General features: G+C 70.5%; 16 protein-coding genes and 2 pseudogenes. 14 read left to right on the top strand and 4 right to left on the bottom strand.

Annotation, left to right across the window (positions count from 1 at the left end; genetic code table 11):
* From ACH5AF_RS26155 to ACH5AF_RS26165, 3 genes are all read left to right on the top strand, one after another.
* Positions 1-1,296, top strand: coding sequence for a PucR family transcriptional regulator (locus ACH5AF_RS26155; RefSeq protein ID WP_398904720.1), 1,296 nt, complete (start codon positions 1-3; stop codon positions 1,294-1,296).
* Positions 1,293-1,958 (top strand): TetR/AcrR family transcriptional regulator, encoded by a 666-nt coding sequence (locus tag ACH5AF_RS26160; RefSeq protein ID WP_398904721.1) that lies wholly within the window; start codon positions 1,293-1,295, stop codon positions 1,956-1,958. Before ACH5AF_RS26155 ends, ACH5AF_RS26160 begins: the two co-directional genes overlap by 4 nt.
* A 265-nt stretch (positions 1,959-2,223) precedes the next feature.
* Positions 2,224-2,481, top strand: a complete 258-nt coding sequence (locus tag ACH5AF_RS26165) for a hypothetical protein (protein ID WP_398904723.1) — start codon at positions 2,224-2,226, stop codon at positions 2,479-2,481.
* Positions 2,482-2,614: 133 nt separating this feature from the next.
* On the opposite strand, the gene ACH5AF_RS26170 is transcribed toward ACH5AF_RS26165, so the two are convergent.
* Positions 2,615-3,364 (bottom strand): TioE family transcriptional regulator, encoded by a 750-nt coding sequence (locus ACH5AF_RS26170; protein ID WP_398904725.1) that lies wholly within the window; start codon positions 3,362-3,364, stop codon positions 2,615-2,617.
* Between the two features lie 58 nt (positions 3,365-3,422).
* Here ACH5AF_RS26170 and ACH5AF_RS26175 point away from each other — a divergent pair.
* The 4 genes and pseudogenes from ACH5AF_RS26175 (at position 3,423) to ACH5AF_RS26190 (ending at position 7,738) form a co-directional block, all read left to right on the top strand.
* A pseudogene (locus ACH5AF_RS26175) lies at positions 3,423-4,626 on the top strand (erythromycin esterase family protein).
* Between the two features lie 606 nt (positions 4,627-5,232).
* Positions 5,233-6,804, top strand: a complete 1,572-nt coding sequence (locus tag ACH5AF_RS26180) for a sodium:solute symporter (protein WP_398904727.1) — start codon at positions 5,233-5,235, stop codon at positions 6,802-6,804.
* The gene (locus ACH5AF_RS26185; RefSeq protein ID WP_398904729.1) at positions 6,801-7,445 is read left to right on the top strand and encodes an RNA polymerase sigma factor; all 645 of its coding nucleotides are present in this window, start codon (positions 6,801-6,803) and stop codon (positions 7,443-7,445) included. The genes ACH5AF_RS26180 and ACH5AF_RS26185 overlap by 4 nt, the downstream gene beginning before the upstream one ends.
* Positions 7,442-7,738 carry a hypothetical protein gene (locus ACH5AF_RS26190; RefSeq protein WP_398904730.1) on the top strand — a complete coding sequence of 99 codons (297 nt, stop codon included), beginning with the start codon at positions 7,442-7,444 and terminating at the stop codon, positions 7,736-7,738. The genes ACH5AF_RS26185 and ACH5AF_RS26190 overlap by 4 nt, the downstream gene beginning before the upstream one ends.
* Before the next feature lie 404 nt (positions 7,739-8,142).
* Here ACH5AF_RS26190 and ACH5AF_RS26195 read toward each other — a convergent pair whose 3' ends face one another.
* Entirely contained in the window at positions 8,143-8,469 is a 327-nt protein-coding gene (locus ACH5AF_RS26195; RefSeq protein ID WP_398904732.1) for a DUF6193 family natural product biosynthesis protein, read from the bottom strand.
* Between ACH5AF_RS26195 and ACH5AF_RS26200 the strand changes: the two genes are divergently transcribed.
* From ACH5AF_RS26200 to ACH5AF_RS26210, 3 genes are read left to right on the top strand one after another with little or no spacing between them, the layout of a single operon-like run.
* Positions 8,451-8,705 (top strand): DUF3311 domain-containing protein, encoded by a 255-nt coding sequence (locus tag ACH5AF_RS26200; RefSeq protein WP_398904734.1) that lies wholly within the window; start codon positions 8,451-8,453, stop codon positions 8,703-8,705. The genes ACH5AF_RS26195 and ACH5AF_RS26200 overlap by 19 nt on opposite strands.
* Before the next feature lie 50 nt (positions 8,706-8,755).
* Entirely contained in the window at positions 8,756-10,912 is a 2,157-nt protein-coding gene (locus ACH5AF_RS26205) for a carbon starvation CstA family protein (RefSeq protein WP_398904736.1), read from the top strand.
* Complete coding sequence (locus ACH5AF_RS26210) at positions 10,909-11,100, top strand: YbdD/YjiX family protein (protein ID WP_398904738.1); 192 nt, start codon at positions 10,909-10,911, stop codon at positions 11,098-11,100. The genes ACH5AF_RS26205 and ACH5AF_RS26210 overlap by 4 nt, the downstream gene beginning before the upstream one ends.
* A gap of 301 nt (positions 11,101-11,401) precedes the next feature.
* Here ACH5AF_RS26210 and ACH5AF_RS26215 read toward each other — a convergent pair.
* Both ACH5AF_RS26215 and ACH5AF_RS26220 read right to left on the bottom strand, forming a co-directional pair.
* A pseudogene (locus ACH5AF_RS26215) lies at positions 11,402-11,606 on the bottom strand (site-specific integrase); the annotation flags it as partial.
* Between the two features lie 22 nt (positions 11,607-11,628).
* Positions 11,629-12,099 (bottom strand): MarR family winged helix-turn-helix transcriptional regulator, encoded by a 471-nt coding sequence (locus ACH5AF_RS26220; protein ID WP_398904740.1) that lies wholly within the window; start codon positions 12,097-12,099, stop codon positions 11,629-11,631.
* A 161-nt stretch (positions 12,100-12,260) separates the two neighbouring features.
* On the opposite strand from ACH5AF_RS26220, the gene ACH5AF_RS26225 reads away from it, so the two are divergent.
* The 4 genes from ACH5AF_RS26225 to ACH5AF_RS26240 all read left to right on the top strand — a co-directional run bounded on the left by ACH5AF_RS26225 (position 12,261) and on the right by ACH5AF_RS26240 (position 16,963).
* Positions 12,261-13,760 (top strand): MFS transporter, encoded by a 1,500-nt coding sequence (locus tag ACH5AF_RS26225; protein WP_398904742.1) that lies wholly within the window; start codon positions 12,261-12,263, stop codon positions 13,758-13,760.
* A gap of 65 nt (positions 13,761-13,825) precedes the next feature.
* Positions 13,826-14,752: an NADP-dependent oxidoreductase gene (locus tag ACH5AF_RS26230; protein ID WP_398904744.1), complete on the top strand. Its 927-nt coding sequence runs from the start codon at positions 13,826-13,828 to the stop codon at positions 14,750-14,752.
* Between the two features lie 97 nt (positions 14,753-14,849).
* Complete coding sequence (locus ACH5AF_RS26235) at positions 14,850-15,554, top strand: type 1 glutamine amidotransferase domain-containing protein (protein WP_398904746.1); 705 nt, start codon at positions 14,850-14,852, stop codon at positions 15,552-15,554.
* 89 nt (positions 15,555-15,643) lie between these two features.
* Positions 15,644-16,963: an aldehyde dehydrogenase family protein gene (locus tag ACH5AF_RS26240; RefSeq protein ID WP_398904748.1), complete on the top strand. Its 1,320-nt coding sequence runs from the start codon at positions 15,644-15,646 to the stop codon at positions 16,961-16,963.
* The last annotated feature ends 23 nt before the right edge of the window (positions 16,964-16,986 follow it).

Raw genomic sequence — 16,986 nt, forward strand, 5'->3', positions numbered from 1 at the left:
ATGTCTCGCGGTCCCGCCCTGGGCACCTCCGCACTCTCCGAACCGCTCATCCGGGAGCGGCACCGGGTCGTGCACGCCGTCCAGGACCGGCTCGAGGACGTGGCGAACACCGCCATCGCGGTGATGCGCACGGAGATCCCGTCCTACACGCTGCAGGACGAGCGGTTCTTCGACGACGTACGGGAGCAGGTCCTCATCCACTACCGGATGCAGATGGCGGCGCTGGCCGGCGACCGGGACATCGCCCCCGAAGACCTGGTCTTCAGCCGCGCGGCGGCCATGCGCAGAGCACGCGCGGGGTTCGCCCTCGAGGACTGGATCAGCGCATTCCGGGTCGGCCGGCAGGTGTTGTGGGACGCACTGCTGGACTGCGCCGGCACGTCCGCCGAGGCACAGCAGGCCACGCTGTCCCTCGTCACACCGCTGATGCGGTACGTCGACTACGCCAGCACCCATGCCGCACAGGCCTATGTCGAGTACCAGCAGCACGTGGTCGCGGACGCGGACCGGGAGCGCCGGGACCTCCTGGACCAGCTCCTGGCCGGCGCGGCGCCGCCTCGCGGTCCCCTGCTCGCCGCGGCACAGGCCTACGGCATCGGGCCGCACTCGCCGATGATGGCGGTCGTGGCCGTGTGCGTCGGCGACACCCGCACCGGCGACCTCTCCTCGGCCGAGCACGGCTACGCCACCAGCGCGTCCATCAGCGTCGCCGGGCCGTGGGCCGGCCGGACCCTGGTCGTCGTACGCCACGGCGAGGTGGTGGCCGTGCCCGTGGTCCGCACCGGCATGGACGCGGAGGACGTCTGTGCCCACTTCGAGGCCGTGCAACGGCGGCTGGCGCGGGAGGGAAGCATGCTCTCCATGGGCATCAGCACCGTCGCCCATGGTGCCCGCGAACTCCCGCGCGCCTACGAGGAGGCACGGGCCGCCCTCGACCTTGTACCGAGCACGGGCGGGGTGGCGGCGCTGCCGCGCCTGTCCCCCTTCGACTACCTGGCGCTGCGCGCCGACGACCTCGCCCGCCAGTTGGTCGATCCCCGCGTGCGTGCACTGCTGGAGGAGGACCGCCGACGGGGCGACACGCTGGCGACCACCATACGGGCCTTCGCGGAGGCGGATCTCAATCTGCGGCAGGCCGCCGACCGGCTGCGGGTGCACCACAACACGGCGCACTACCGGTTGCGCCGGATCGAGGAACGCACCGGACGCAATCCGCGCCGGATCGCCGACCTCCTGGAACTGCTGGTCGCCCTCGCCATCCGCGACGGGGCCGGGGAAGGCGGGGATCGACAGTGAGCGGCATCGTGCAGTCAACCGGGGCGGAAGCGGCACGTCAGCGGCCGGACGGGCAGGCACCTACGGGTCTGCCGGAAGGGCACGCCGAGCGCGACGGCTCGGTTCGGCATGCCCTGCTGAACACCGCGCTGGAGGTCTTCAGCGACCGTGGTTACACCGACGCCGGCCTCGCCGAGATCGCGGCACGTTCCAGCCTCCCGCTGGGCAACCTCTTCCAGCACTACGGCGGAAAGCGTGGGCTCTACCTCGCCCTGTGGGAGGAGTTCCAAGAGGAGCAGGAGCGCCGGACCGCGGCCACGCTGGCCGCCGAGCGCGACCGTGGCGTGGACGATCCCATCGCCCTCTTCGTGGCGGGAGCCAGGGCGTATCTGGAGGGCGCCTGGGACAACCGGCGGTTCGCCAGGCTCCTCGCGGAGGACGACGGTCCGGTCGGCTTCGACACGCTGCGCCGCCACTGGGACCGCGCGTGGGTACGGCGAAACGCCCGGCTCCTCGAGGTCGACGAGAAGCAACGTGCCGGCCGGGTCCGGGTGAGTGTGCTGACCACCATCATCGGAGGGGCGGCGCGCGAGCTGGGCAACTGCACGGACGAGGCGGAGGCCCAGGAGATCGTGGAAGAGGTGTGCGGCATCCTCATCCACCTGTCGACGCCACCCGGCTGACCGACCGGCGCACGTGGCGGCGTCCCCGTGGTCTTGTCCGGGCACGGATCTCGCCCTCGCCATCCCGAGGCCGTCGGCCACCTCCACCTCAGCACCACCCGATGGCGGGGTGCGGAACGCGGCAGTGGCGGGACAACACCCGTGCTTGCCGATGTGCCGGGGCGTTTGGGTCGCTCCCTGCGCCGCCTTCACTGTCAGACCCGGCTCGTAGCGTCAAAGAGGAGGGCTTGGAGAGGCCGGGCCCCGGCAGGGTCAGGAGCGAGCCATGGGCGAGATCGCATTGGGCAGGGAGAATCTGGACCGGCTGTTGGCCGACAGCACAGGCGCGTACGGCGTCCCGTATCAGCAGGCCTTCAACCGGCTCGCGGGCTCGCACCGCGGCCGGCCGGTCGCCGAGATCCTTCCCCTGCTGCGCAGGGCAGCCGAGGAGGCCTTGCTGGAGTTCACTCACGCCGATCTGGCAGAGCAGGCCGAGGCGATCAGCACCGGCGAGCGGTACGTCCTGCGGGTCACGGTCACCTGACCGCCAGGCCGGCGCTCACCCACAAAATTGCGGCCCCTGGGTGATGGCTTGCCCGGGGCCAGGCCGACATCGGCGGACGGGTCGGCGGAGACGGAACCGTTGGTGACTTCTCTTGTGTCCGGCGACCGAAGTCTCATCCGCGCTCACGGAGGTACGCCTCAAGCTCCGCGGCCCCGGTCAGCATCGCCCGCCCGCGGGCGGACAGCCGACCGTGCCAGTCGCACAGTGCGGCCTCCAGGGGCCCCAGCCCGCCGGCCGCCCGCACCTGGGCGATCAGCGGGGCGATCCGCTCCAGCAGGTAGCCTCCCCGCCTGAGCTGGTGGGCCAGCCGGGCGTCCCGTACGTCGGCCTCGTCGTACACGCGGTACCCGGTCAGCGGGTCGCGGCGCGGGCGCACCAGCCCGGCGCGCTCCCATTTACGCAGCGTCGCGGGCCGGATTCCGAGCTTGTCCGCCAGCGGCCCGATGAACGTGCCGCCGGGCCCGGACGCCCCGGCCGGCTCGGACCCCGCACCGGGCTCGGGCGCCGTGGGGGGCTCCAGGTCGCGGAGGGCGCTCTCCACGGCCTGGAGGGTCCGCCGGTCGTCGAGGAGTTGGGCGTGGCTCTCGTCGATGAGGCGGAATGCCTCATCGACCGCGCCCTGGTTCACGGCCCGCATGATCGACGTCGCCGTCTGGTGGCCGTGGCCGGGCACCAGGGCGAGGAATGCGCGCAGGGCGCCCGCGTGCAGCGAGGTGTAGGTGCGGTAGCCGTGGGGTGTGCGACCGGCGGCCGGAAGGATGCCGGCCTCCTCGTAGTTCCTGATCGCCTGCGTGGACAGACCGTGCCCGCGCGCCAGATCAACCGGCCTGAGTCGCTCTCCGTTTTGAAGCTTTCGTTGCATGGTCCTGCCGATGTCGCGGAAAAGTTTCAACCGAGGGTTCAACGATACCGTTGAAGGCATGGCTACTGACATCAAGGACACCGCCCATGCCGTCGAGGCTGCCGCCGTCATGAAGCTGCTCCCCGGCCCGGCCTCGGCTGCTCGCCCTGGGCGAGCCCACCCACGGCGAGGACACTCTGCTCGACCTGCGCAACGAGCTCTTCCGGCAGCTCGTCGAGCAGGAGGGCTACCGGACGATCGCGATCGAGAGCGACTGCATGCTGGGCCTCGTCGTGGACGACTACGTCACCTCGGGCACGGGCACCCTCGACGAGGTCATGGAGCGCGGAATCAGCCACGACTGGGGCACCTCCGCGGCCAACCGCGAGCTCGTGCGCTGGATGCGCGCCTACAACGAGGGCCGGCCCCCGTCCGAGCGGCTCCGCTTCGCCGGTTTCGACGGCCCGCTGGAGATCACCGGCGCCGCGAGCCCCCGGCAGGCCCTGACCGCGCTCCACGGCTACCTCTCGACCTGGGTGGACGCGGACCTGCTCCCTTGTACCGCGGAAACGCTCGATTGCCTGCTCGGCGCCGACGCCCGTTGGACCAATCCCGCCGCCATGAGGGACCCGGCCCAGTCGGTGGGGCAGGCGGCCGAGGCCGGTCAGCTGCGGCTGCTCGCCGACGATCTGGAGGCGCTGCTCGACGAGCAGACACCGCACCTGATCACGGCGACTTCGCGGGACGACTGGGACCGGGCACGCCTGTACGGGCGCACCGCGACCGGCCTGCTGCGCTACCACTACTGGATGGCCGACACCTCACCGGCCCGCATGACCCGACTGGCGGGTGTGCGGGACCAGATGATGGCCCACAACCTCCTCGCCGTCGCCGCTCGGGGCCCGGCACTCGTCCACGCCCACAACTCCCATCTCCAGCGGGCGAAGAGCACGATGCGGATGGGCGGGATGCCACTGGAGTGGTGGAGCGCCGGTGCGCTGGTGAGCGCCCAACTCGGCGAGGGGTACGCCTTCGTGGCCACGGCCCTCGGCACGATGCGGCACCAGGGAGTGGACACACCGCCGCCGGACACTGTCGAAGGACTCCTGTACGCGCTCCCGGAGGACCGCTGCCTCATCGACGCCCCGCGGCTGGCCACCGCCCTCGGCGACACGCGGTCCGCGCCCCGCGTATCCCCCTGGTTCGGCTACGCCCCGCTTGACCCGGCCCACCTGGCGGACAGCGACGGCATCGTGTTCGTCAAGGACGTCCCGCAGAGCTAGTACCCCAACGGCGTCTTGCGTGGTACGGCCGGCGCGTTGGGCACGCCTTTCCTTCTCGCTTCCGGCCCCGTCCACTCGCCGCCCAGAGGTCGGGGCCGATCACCTCGTGGGGGATCGACCGCGCTCGCCGCGGGCCAGGGCGAGCACGCTCGAGTCGGCCGCGCCACCAGGGGCGACGATCAACCGGACGACGTCGCTCGCGGACTCATCCCCGTCGCGATCACCTGCGTCGCGCAGAAAAATCGGGGACCGTGTCGCCACCGTACCCGCGCGCCCGGGCGAAGCCCTTGCCAGTGACGAGATCCCTTCCCCGGGCGCGTGGGCACGATGAAGGCGGGCTCTTGCGGTGTGACCCGTCGCCGGGGTCGCTGCCGGCCGACTGCGGCGTGCACTGTTCGCTTCCCGGCAGTCTCCATCGTTACCGTAATCTCCTCATTTCTACGGTTCTGTGGAAGAGTCGCCAGTCCCGCGATCTGGTCGACAGTGAGTGTCCAGAAGATTTCCGCCACATTCCTGTCATCGAGATCCGCGCCGAACGCAACTGGCAGGCAACGGGACCGTGCACCCGGGGCCATGCCCCCAGACGGACGCCAAGGACGGTGACCGATGACAGAAGGCCCCATGGCCGCGGCGTTCCTCGCCGTCATCGTCGGTGCGTCCGTGATTGCCCTCACCGCGCGCCGCCTGCACAGCAACGACGCCTTGCCCTCCCTGGAGGGATGGGCACTGGCCGATCGCAGTCTGGGGACCGTTTGGACGTGGCTGCTGCTGGGCGGGACCGTATTCACCGCCTACACCTTCATCGCCGTACCCGGCCTTGTGTACGGAACCGGAGCGCTGGCGTTCTTCGCCCTCCCCTACACCGTGATCGTCTGCCCGTTGGCCTTCGTCCTGCTGCCCCGGATGTGGAGTGTGGCCCGTACCAACGGCTACGTCACCTCCGCCGACTTCGTCCGCGGACGCTACGGCTCGCCGCCCCTCGCCCTGGCGGTCGCACTTACCGGCATTCTCGCGACCATGCCCTACCTGGCCCTGCAACTCCTGGGTATCCGCGCCGTCCTCAGTGCAGGCGGTCTCTACCCGAACGCCGCCACCGGGGACCTTGTCATGGCCGCGATCTTCACCGGCCTCGCAGTGGCGACCTACCGGCACGGCCTGCGCGCACCCACCGTGATCTCGGCGCTCAAAGCGATCGCGGTATACGGCTCGGTCGCGGCCATCACATGGCTTGTCCTGGCCCGCTTGGGCGGGCCCGGTGCGGTCTTCGACGAGGCGGCCAGTCGGCTCGCCGGACCGGGCTCCGGCGGCGTCTCCCTCGCCCTGGGCCCCGGTCAGCAACCGGCCTTCGCCACCCTCGCCGTCGGATCGGCACTGGCACTGCTCATGTACCCGCATGTCCTCACCGCGGCATTCGCCGCCTCCGGCCCGGACACTCTGCGCAAGGTCTCCATCGCCCTGCCCGCCTGGACCGCTGTTCTCGCCCTGTTCGGACTGCTCGGCATCGCCGCGCTCGCCGCGGGCGTGCAGGCCCCCGACGGGGGCGCCGAGGCGGCCGTCCCCGTCCTGGTGGACCGCCTCGTGCCGGCGCCGCTGGCAGGCCTGGTCTTCGGGGCCATCACGGTGGGCGCGCTCGTGCCCGCTGCCGTCATGTCGGTCGCGGCTGCGACCTCGTTCGTGCGCAATGTGTACGCCGAGTACTTCCATCCCACCGCTACGCCCAAGCGTCAGGTGAGGATCGCCAAAGTGGTCACCCTCATCGCGAAGGCGGGAGCCATCGCCTTCGTGTTGGGGCTCCGGGACCAGGCTGCGATCAACCTCCAGCTCCTCGGCGGCGTGTGGATTCTCCAGGTCTTCCCCGCGGTGGCCATCGGACTGTTCACAGCCAGACTGCACCACCGAGCACTGATCGCCGGATGGGCCGCCGGCATGGCGTCCGGCACGGTCATGGTCGTTCGAGAGGGGTTCTCCCCCCTCGTGTCCCTCCCTGGGCTCGGCCCTTCCGGCCGGCCCCTGGAGATCTATGCGGGGCTGGCGGCCCTGCTCCTGAATCTGGCGATCACCTTGGCCGGCACCGCCCTACTGAACCGGATCGGCACGGCCCGGGGCGCGGACACCACCGTGTGGGCCCCGTGCCGACCGGACGGACGCCTTCCTGGGACGGGAGAGAGCACCTCATGAGACGAACCACCCCCACCAGTGTCTCGCCGCCTGCGGGACCGCCGGTCGCCGGCGGTGACGGAACCGATGGCACACCTGTGCGGCATGGGACGGCCGACAAGCCCACTCAGGCCGCACCGCCCGCGCCGCCCGCTCCGCGCGGTCCCGCCGACCAGGAACGAGAGGCGGCCGTCGTCCGGCTCTTCGACGAGCACTATCCCTCGATGCTCCGCCTCGCCGCGCTGCTGGGCGCCGATGACCCGGAGAACATCGTGGCCGAGGCCTACTACCAGATCTACCGAAAGTGGCGGAAGCTACGGGACATCGAGTCCGCGGCGGGATATCTGCGCACTATCGTCTGCAACCTGACTCGTATGCGCATACGTCATCTCCAGGTCGCCCGTCGGCACACCGAGGCACCACCCCCCGACTGGATCGCCTCGGCCGAGAACTCGGCGCTGCTCCGTGACGACCAGCGGACCCTGGTCCAGGCTCTGCAGCAACTGCCCGCCCGGCAGCGCGAAGCTCTCGTGCTGCGCCACTGGCTGGGCTTGAAAGAAGGTGAGATCGCCGCGGCGATGGGCATCTCCGCAGGATCGGTCAAGACCCACACCTCACGCGGCCTCGCCGCTCTCAACAAGGCGCTGGAGGCCCGGCGATGAACAGCACTCCCAACGCCCGGGGTACCGAAGAGCAGCTCAGTGAGGCCCTCGAAGCCCTCGCCGGGCAACTCCACCCCGCCCCCGATGCCTTTCGCACCGCCCGTGGCGGCTGGCTCCGGAGGGAGCGCAGGCGTCGCCTGGTCCTCACGGTCCTCATCACGGTCGTCTTCGCCCTCGCCGTACTGATCGGCCTCTGGGTCCTGAACCAGGCACCTCCCGGCTCCAGTGCGATCTTCAGCCATGGGCACAACCCCACTGCCATGGTTTCCGCCGAACCATTCGGGATCACGTAGAACTCGTCCGTGTGCCTGAACCAGCTCTCCTTCCTTCAGCCTTGTGCTGGGGCTGCAAACTCTCCGCCCGGTCGCCGACGTCCGCAGCGGCCACCCGGCGCAGCCGCCTGCACGGTTTACGGAAGAGCCGGTCCCGAGCCGCGCGATGGCCGCGTGGGTGAACCGGCCAGGAACAGGGCGACAGCGGGAAGGCCCGGCTGGTCGTTCGCCAGGCCATGGGCATCAAGGGCGGGTCTTCTCTCAAGATCTTGGGTGACCGGACAGCCGCCTGGGCAGAACCGGGAGTTGACGCGGCCTCACCGAGGCGGGCCGGGGCAGCCGTCACCGTCGTCAAGGCGCTCCGCCGGGACCGGGCCGAGGGCGCCGGGCGTCACAGGTTTCGTCGTCGGGCGTTACCTGCCGGGTCAGGCTGCCGTCCCACCCCCGGCCGTGGTCGCCCGCCTCGATGCGGAACGCCGGTGAGGCGAAGGGCGGGTACTGGTGGAGGGGCGCAGCGTCCAGTGGCTGGTGGCCGGGTAGAGCCGCCGTGGCGCCGGCTCGGCGCACGCCGCCTCGACGAGCGCGTGGCCACAGCGGATCAAGCCCGTTGCGCGGATGGCCGATCCGGATGACAGGAATCCAGGGGAAATATTCTGGATATTCGCTGTCAACCGGTCACCGCCGTTCGGCAACTCTTTGGAAAACCCACCGATGGCGCGACAGGAGTCACGGCATGACACCGCTCGTCCCACACCGGTTGCGGCGCATCACGGCAGCCGTGCTGCTCCTCGCTCCAGCGGCCGGGCTGTTGTGGGTTCCCTGGTACGGCGGTGCACGCCCGAGGCTGGCAGGAGTGCCGTTCTTCTACTGGTACCAGCTGGCCTGGGTGCCTGGATGCGCTCTCGCCCTGCTCGGTGTGTATCTGCTGACCAGGAACTCGCATCGCCGTCCCGACCCTGGTCGCCGGCATCGCCGGCCCGGTCCCTGATCCGCAACACAGCACGTCGTCACCGAACACCCCAGAGGTGAGGAGCCGCCATGTCCGAATCCGCCCTGCCCGAAGCCCCCGGGCCACAGCACCGGGCCAACCGCTTGACCCCGCGCGCCATCCTGCTGTGGAGCACCGTCGCCGTCGCTGGGGCGATCGGCTGGAGTGTGCTGGCCCTGTCCAGGGGCGAGGAGATCTCGGCCGTCTGGCTGGTGGTGGCGGCCCTTGGCTCGTATGCGATCGCGTACCGCTTCTATTCGCGGTTCATCGCCCGCCGGGTTCTGGAGGTCGACGACGCGCGTGCCACTCCGGCGGAGCGGCTGGAGGACGGTGTCGACTACCACCCCACCGACAAGCGGGTGCTGTTCGGCCACCACTTCGCGGCCATCGCCGGTGCCGGCCCTCTGGTCGGCCCTGTCCTGGCCGCACAGATGGGGTATCTGCCGGGCACTGTCTGGATCATCGTGGGCGTGATCTTGGCGGGCGCGGTGCAGGACATGATCGTCCTGTTCCTGTCCATGCGCCGGGACGGCAAGAGCCTGGGACAGATGGCCCGGGACGAGATCGGCAAGGTCGGTGGTGCCGCCGCGCTGATCGGCGTTTTCGCCATCATGATCATCCTGCTCGCGGTCCTGGCCATGGTCGTCGTCAACGCGCTGGCGGAGTCCGCCTGGGGGACCTTCTCGGTCACCATGACCATCCCCATCGCCCTCTTCATGGGCTTCTACCTGCGCTACCTGCGGCCCGGCCAGGTCGTGGAGACCAGTGTCATCGGTGTGGTGCTGCTCCTGCTCGCCATCCTCGGCGGCGGCTGGGTCGCGGACTCCTCGCTGGCCGGGTACTTCCTCTGGAGCCCGGAGACCCTGGTCTTCTGCCTGGTCGGTTACGGTTTCGTCGCCTCCGTGCTCCCGGTGTGGATGCTGCTGGCCCCCCGCGACTACCTGTCGACGTTCATGAAGGTCGGCACCATCGCGCTGATGGCCGTCGGCGTGGTGATCGCCGCCCCGGTGCTCAAGGCCGAGCCGGTGACCGAGTTCGCCTCGACGGGAGCCGGTCCGGTGTTCGCCGGGTCGATGTTCCCCTTCCTGTTCATCACCATCGCCTGCGGTGCCCTGTCCGGCTTCCACGCCCTGATCTCCTCCGGCACCACGCCGAAGCTGATCCAGAAGGAGTCCCAGGTCCGGATGATCGGCTACGGCTCCATGCTCACGGAGTCCTTCGTCGCCGTCATGGCCCTGATCGCCGCCTGCGTGCTGGAGCCGGGTCTGTTCTACGCGATGAACTCCCCGGCCGCGCTGCTCGGGCCGACCGTGGAAAGCGCCTCCGAGGCGGTGAGGAACCTCGGCTTCACCATCACCCCGGACCAGCTCGCCGCGGCGGCCAAGGCCGTCGAGGAGGAGACGCTGGTCGGGCGGACCGGTGGCGCGCCCACCCTGGCCGTGGGCATGGCGGAGATCTTCGCCACGGTGTTCGGCGGGGCGGGGATGAAGGCCTTCTGGTACCACTTCGCCATCATGTTCGAGGCGCTGTTCATCCTCACCACGGTGGACGCCGGCACCCGGGTCGGCCGGTTCATGCTCCAGGACATGCTGGGCAACGTCTGGAAGCCGATCGGCCGGGTCACCTGGAAGCCGGGCATCTGGATCACCAGCGCCATCGTCGTGTGCGCGTGGGGCTACTTCCTCTACGCCGGCGTCACCGACCCGCTCGGCGGCATCAAACAGCTGTTCCCGCTCTTCGGCATCGCCAACCAGCTGCTGGCCGCGGTCGCCCTCGCCGTCACCACGACGCTGCTGATCAAGCACGGCAAGCTGCGCTGGGCCTGGGTCACCGGCATCCCGCTGGCCTGGGACGTGGCAGTCACCTTCACCGCCGGCTGGCAGAAGATCTTCTCCGACAACCCGGCGATCGGCTTCTTCGCCCTTCGGGAAAAGTACGCCAAGGCCATCGAAGACGGCCAACTGCTGCCGGGCGCCAAGAACATGGACGACATGCACACCATCGTGCTCAACAACACGGTCGACGGTGTGATCATGGCCGTCTTCCTTGTGCTGGTCCTCACGGTCCTGGTCAACTGCGCCGTGGTGTGCGTCCGCGCCGTCCGCTCCACCGAGCCGCTACCGACGACCGAGGCGCCGTACGTCGAGTCCCGCATCGAGTTGCCCGACCAGCGGAGCCCCGAAGAGCTGGTGGGGACGCGCTCATGACGACCGTAGGGAAGCTGCTGGGCGCTGTGCGCTGGTACGTACGGGAGGTGACCGGCGAGGCCGACTACGACCGCTACTGCGAACGCCACCGCCACCACCACCCCCATGTGCCACTGCCCACCCGCCGCGAATTCCAACGTATCCACACGGCACGCCGCGAACTGGACAGACCCAGCCGCTGCTGCTGAACGATCCCTTCCGGCAGGCCTCTCCCTCGGATCCTCGTCCGGGGGGAGAGCCCACCGGGGCCCGACCGCTGCCGCCGCGAACCCCAAGACCGAACCGCAGCCCCAGAGCCGGGCGGGACCCACCATCCCGCCCGGACATCCCCCCGAACCACGGGGCGGGCGTCACCGTCCCTGACTGCCGGCGCTCGCTCCGCTTCTCAGCCGCGCACGAGCCGTCCACTCGTCGGCCGCGCCTCTGCGCGGGAGGCGTCCCGGCCGTCAACGGTGGATACGACCGCTCAGCGCCGGCAGTCCCCCGGCAGCGGGCCTGCCCGTACGACTGCCGGGCCGGGCCGGTGTCCGGGCACACATCCCGCGACGAGACGACCTTGCCCGGTCCCGGGCGGTGGATGGGTGACGAACACCGGGCCGCGGGTGCGCCTCTTGATCAGGCGGGGCAGCAGCCGCGCAGGGCCGGCGTCCCAGTCGTCCGTCTCCAGCACGAAGTCCTCACGCGCCCGACTCCTGGGCCGACCCGGGAGGTTGAGGTCAGATTGTCTCGTCGGGGTGCAGGCGCCCCAGCAGCTCGTAGAGGCTGCGGCGGCCCTCGTCGTCGAGACGGTTGAAGGCCGCCGAGGTGGCCCGCATATCGGCGCGGATCACACGGACCGCCTCCAACCCCTTTTCCGTCGCGACCACGTTCTTGATCCGCCGGTCGGCCGGGTCGAGATGCCTGGAGACCAGTCCATGAGCCTCCAGCCGGTCGACAAGCCCGGTGATGTTGGAAGCGTCGCAGGCGAGCATTCCCGCTAGAGCGCGCATGGGCAGGGGCTGCCGGAGCAGGATGAGCATTTTGGCCTGCGTCATGGTGAGGCCCTGCACCGCGGCCGCCGCGGCGAGGTCGCGGTAGTAGCCGGCAGCGGCGCGCGCCAGGCGCTCCAGGAGGTCGACGTGGGTGGGCTCGCTCCCCTTCGGGTCAGGGGTTTCGGGAGCCGGGTGCGGGGCGGGGGTGCGGGACATGTCTGCAGTTTAGGTGAAGCTCAAAGTTTGACTTCCTCAACCATTGAAGTTTACCTTCGTCGTCGTTGCTTGAGTTCATCAAGCATCTAGCTGTTTCGAGCCGAGCCCCTTCCCCGGGCTCGGGCGCCACCCCCGCCCCGCCCGCCCCGAAGAGAGCCCCCGTGTCCCACACCGTTGCCCCGTCGCCCGGCCGACACCGACGTGAGATCGCAGTCGTCCTCGTCCTGAGCCTCGCCGCCATGGTCGTGTCGATGATGCAGACACTGGTGGTCCCGATCCTGGGTCTGATCGGGACCAGCCTCGGCAGCACTGCTGCCGAAGTCAGCTGGGTCACGACCGCGACCCTGCTCTCCGCAGCCGTCTTCACTCCCCTGCTCGGCCGCCTGGGTGACCAGCACGGGAAGAAGCCGACCCTCATCGGCGTGCTGGTGGTGATGATCGCCGGCTCGGTCCTGGCGGCCACCACCGACTCGCTCCTCTGGCTGATCGTCGGCCGCGTTCTCCAGGGAGCCGCCACGGCGATCTTCCCGCTCGCGCTCTCGGTACTCCGCGAGGAGGTCTCCGCCCACCGGCTGCCCGGAGCGATGTCTCTGGTCAGCGGCACCCTGGCGTTCGGAAGCGGCTTCGCACTGGTCACCACCGGCCTGCTGACCCGCGGCGAGAACGCCGACTACCACCCCGTCTTCTGGATGGCCGCCGGGCTGGCTCTGGTCACACTCCTCGCCGTCGTCCTCCTCGTACCGGCGAGCCGCACCAAGACCGGAGGGCGCACCGACATCCTCGGCGCCCTCACCCTCGGGCTCTTCCTGGTCCTGCTGCTGCTGCCGATCTCCCAGGGTCACGAGTGGGGCTGGACCTCCGCCCGCACTCTGGGCAGCTTCGCCGGAGCGGTCGTCCTGGCCGGTGTCTGGGCCTTCACCGAGAACCGCGTGCGCGAACCACTGGTCGACATGAGGATGTTCCTCCACCGCCCGGTGCTGTTCAGCAACCTCGCGGGCCTCTTCGTCGGATTCGGGATGTTCGCCCAGTTCCTGGGCGTCTCCTATCTGGCTCAGATACCGCAGGACATCGCGGGCTACGGCTTCGGCGCATCCGTTCTCCGCGCCTCGGTCGAGTACCTGCTGCCCAGCACGATCGCCTCCCTCGTCGCCTCCCAGTTCGGCGGCCTGCTGATCCGCAGGATCGGCCCACGCCTCACCCTCGCGCTCAGCGCGGTGATCGGCACGGCCGGCTTCACGTGGCTGGCCGCCGCTCACTCCTCGACCCCCTCGGTGATCGGCGCCGGAATGGCTGTCGGAACGGCCATCAGCCTCGGCTACGCCGCGATGCCCGCACTGATCGTCGCTGGAGTGCCGCCTCACCAGACCGGCGTCGCCAACGGCATCAACTCGATCTCCCGCTCGGTCGGAAGCTCGATCGGCAGTGCGCTGATCACGACGCTGCTCGCCTCCCGGACCATCGAGAACCTTCCGGCCGGAGTGCCCCCGCTGCCCGCCGAGAGCCAGTTCACCCTGAGCTTCACCATCGCCGGTGCCGCCTTCGCCGTCGTCCTGGCCATCGCACTGCTCGGCCTGAAGCGGCAGCGGCAGGCGCCCCGTGCGGAACACCGGCCCGCCGCCGAACCGGCCCCCGAGCCGGCCGCCGCCACCGCGGCTGCCTGACGACCCACCCGATCCGCACCCCTGCGATCCCGCACCACCGCACGACCACAGCAAGGAGCACCACCATGAAGGCCATCACCTACCGCGCCTACGGCGGCCCGGACGTCCTGGAGTACGGCGACGTCCCGAACCCGAAGCTCGCCCCGGACACCGTACTGGTCCGCGTGATGGCCGCCTCCGTCAATCCGGTCGACTGGAAGATCCAGGCCGGATACCTGGACGGCGTCATGGACACGGTCTTCCCCGTCATCCCCGGCTGGGACGTGGCGGGCGTCGTCGAAGAGGCCGGTGTCAGCGTCACCGAGTTCGCCCCGGGCGACGAAGTGATCGGCTACGTCCGTGAGGACTTCGTCTCCCGCGGCACCTTCGCCGAATACGTCGCCGCCCCGGTCCGTACGCTCGCCCGCAAGCCCGCCAACCTCTCCTTCGAGGAGGCCGCGGGCATCCCGCTGGCAGGTCTCACCGCCTACCAGGCGCTGACCCGCGCCCTGAACGTGGGCAGCGGCGACACCGTACTGGTGAACGCCGCGGCGGGTGGGGTCGGCTCCTTGGCCGTACAGATCGCCCGAGCGCTCGGCGCCCGTGTCATCGGCACGGCGAGCGAGCGCAACCACGACTACCTGCGCGGGCTCGGCGCCGAGCCGGTCGCCTACGGCGATGGCCTCACCGACCGCGTCAGCGCACTGGCGCCGCAGGGTGTGAACGCCGTGCTCGATCTGATCGGCGGCGAAGCCCTGAAGCTCTCCCCCGGGCTGCTCGCCGAAGGCGGCCGCCTGGCCTCCGTCGCCGACGGCGCCGTCCTCGGCCTCGGGGGCCGGTACGTCTTCGTCCGGCCCGACGCCGAGGACCTCGAGGCGCTCACCGTCCTCGCGGAGCGGGGGCAGCTGCGCGTGGACGTGGCAGCGACATTCCCCCTCGAGCAGGCCGCTGACGCACAGCGGCTCAACCAGGGGGGTCACACCCGCGGCAAGGTGATCGTCACCATCGGCTGAGCCGCCCACTGCCCCCACGCCATCACCGGCACACCCCCTGCCGGACGAGAAAACCCCCACCACCGCGCGCCGCGCGCACCTCCCGAAGGAGACAGTTGTGACCGCAGTTCTGTTCGTCGTCACCGGTTCCGACCACTGGACACTCGCCGACGGCACCCTGCACCCCACCGGCTACTGGGCCGAGGAACTCGCCACACCGCACCGGCTGTTGCGCGAGGCTGGGTTCGACGTCACCGTCGCCACGCCCGGCGGCGTCGCTCCGACCGTCGACGCCGTCAGCCTCGCCGCCGAGTCCACCGGCGGCAAGGAGCAGGCCGACGCCATCGCCGCGTACCTGGCTTCCATCCGCGCCGACCTGGAGCACCCGGTCAAGCTCGAGGAGGTGGACCTCGACGCGTACGCCGCCGTCCTCTACCCCGGTGGCCACGGCCCCATGGAGGACCTCGCCGTCGACGCCACCTCCGGCCGCCTGCTCACCGCTGCGCTGGACTCCGGCAAGCCGCTCGCCGTGCTCTGCCACGCCCCCGCGGCCCTGCTCGCCGCCCGGCACGAGGACGGCAGCTGGCCGTTCGCCGGTTACCGCATGACCGGCTTCACCAACGACGAGGAGACCTTGGCCGGTTTCGCCGACAAGGCCACGTGGCTGCTCCAGGACCGCCTGGTGGAACTCGGCGCCGACTTCCGCGCCGCCGCCCCGTTCAGCGAGCACGTCGTGGCGGACCGCAATCTGCACACCGGCCAGAACCCCGCCTCCTCCGAGCAGCTCGCCCGGAACATCATCGACATCCTGAACCGCGGCTGATCCCCTGCCGACGCCGACGCCTGGGCCTGCCCGGCGGCGCGGCGACGACGCCCCCGCCCCCGTCCACGTACCGCACCTGTGAGGGAACCATGAACCACTCTGCGCCCGCGCAGCCCGCCGAGCTCGTCGCCCGGCTGCGCGCCACCTTCCGCGCCGGCACCACCAAGCCCGTGGCCTGGCGTACCGGGCAACTGCACCGGATGCGTACTCTGCTCACCGAACAGGGGGAGACATTCGCCGCGGCGCTCCACGCCGATCTGGGAAAGAGCTCCACCGAGGCCTACCGCACCGAGATCGACTTCGTCATACGCGAGATCGACCACACCCTGGAGCACCTCGACGACTGGCTGCGCCCCGAACAGGCCCCCGTCCCCGCGTTCATCGGGGAGGCGAGTGCCTGGACGCAGTACGACCCCCTGGGCGTCGTCCTGGTCATCGCCCCCTGGAACTACCCGGCGCAGCTCCTGCTGGCCCCGGTGGCCGGTGCCCTGGCCGCGGGCAACGCGGTGGTCGCCAAGCCCAGCGAACTGGCCCCGGCCACGTCCGCCGCCCTGGCCCGCCTCCTGCCGCAGTACCTCGACACCGACGCGGTCGCCGTGGTCGAAGGCGGGGTCCCGGAGACCACCGCCCTGCTGGAGCAGCGCTTCGACCACATCCTCTACACCGGCAACGGCGCGGTCGGCCGCATCGTGATGGCCGCGGCCGCCCGGCACCTCACCCCCGTCACCCTCGAACTCGGCGGCAAGTCCCCGGCGTTCGTGGACCGGGGCACCGATCTGGACACCGTCGCCGCCCGCCTCGCGGCCGGGAAGTTCCTCAACGCCGGGCAGACCTGTGTCGCGCCCGACTACGTCCTCACCGACCCCGAGACCGCACGCGCTCTGGAGGGAGCCCTGGCCAAGGCGGTGGAGGGCCTGTACGGACCGGACGCCTCCGCCTCCCCGGAGTACGGCCGTATCGTCAACGAACGCCACTTCGACCGGCTGACCGCCCTCCTCACCTCCGGCCGCCAGGTCACAGGCGGGGCGTACGACCGCGAGACGAAGTACATCGCGCCGACCGTCCTGGCCGAGGTGGCACCGGACGCACCCGTCATGCGGGAGGAGATCTTCGGCCCGATCCTCCCGATCGTCGAGGTGGCCGGACTCGACGAGGCCATCGACTTCATCAACGACCGCGACAAGCCGCTGGCCCTCTACGCGTTCACCGAATCGGACACCGCCCGGGAGCGGCTCGCCGCCGAAACCTCCTCGGGCGGCCTCGGATTCGGCCTGCCGCTGGCCCATCTCACCATCTCCGACCTGCCGTTCGGCGGCGTCGGCGAAAGCGGCATGGGCAGCTACCACGGCCACTACTCCATCGAGACCTTCAGCCACCGCAAAGCCGTCCTCGCCAAGCCGCTCAGCTGATCCCCCTCCAGCCATGCAGTGAA

Source organism: Streptomyces sp. NPDC018833, assembly GCF_044390825.1.
GTDB lineage: Bacteria > Actinomycetota > Actinomycetes > Streptomycetales > Streptomycetaceae > Streptomyces.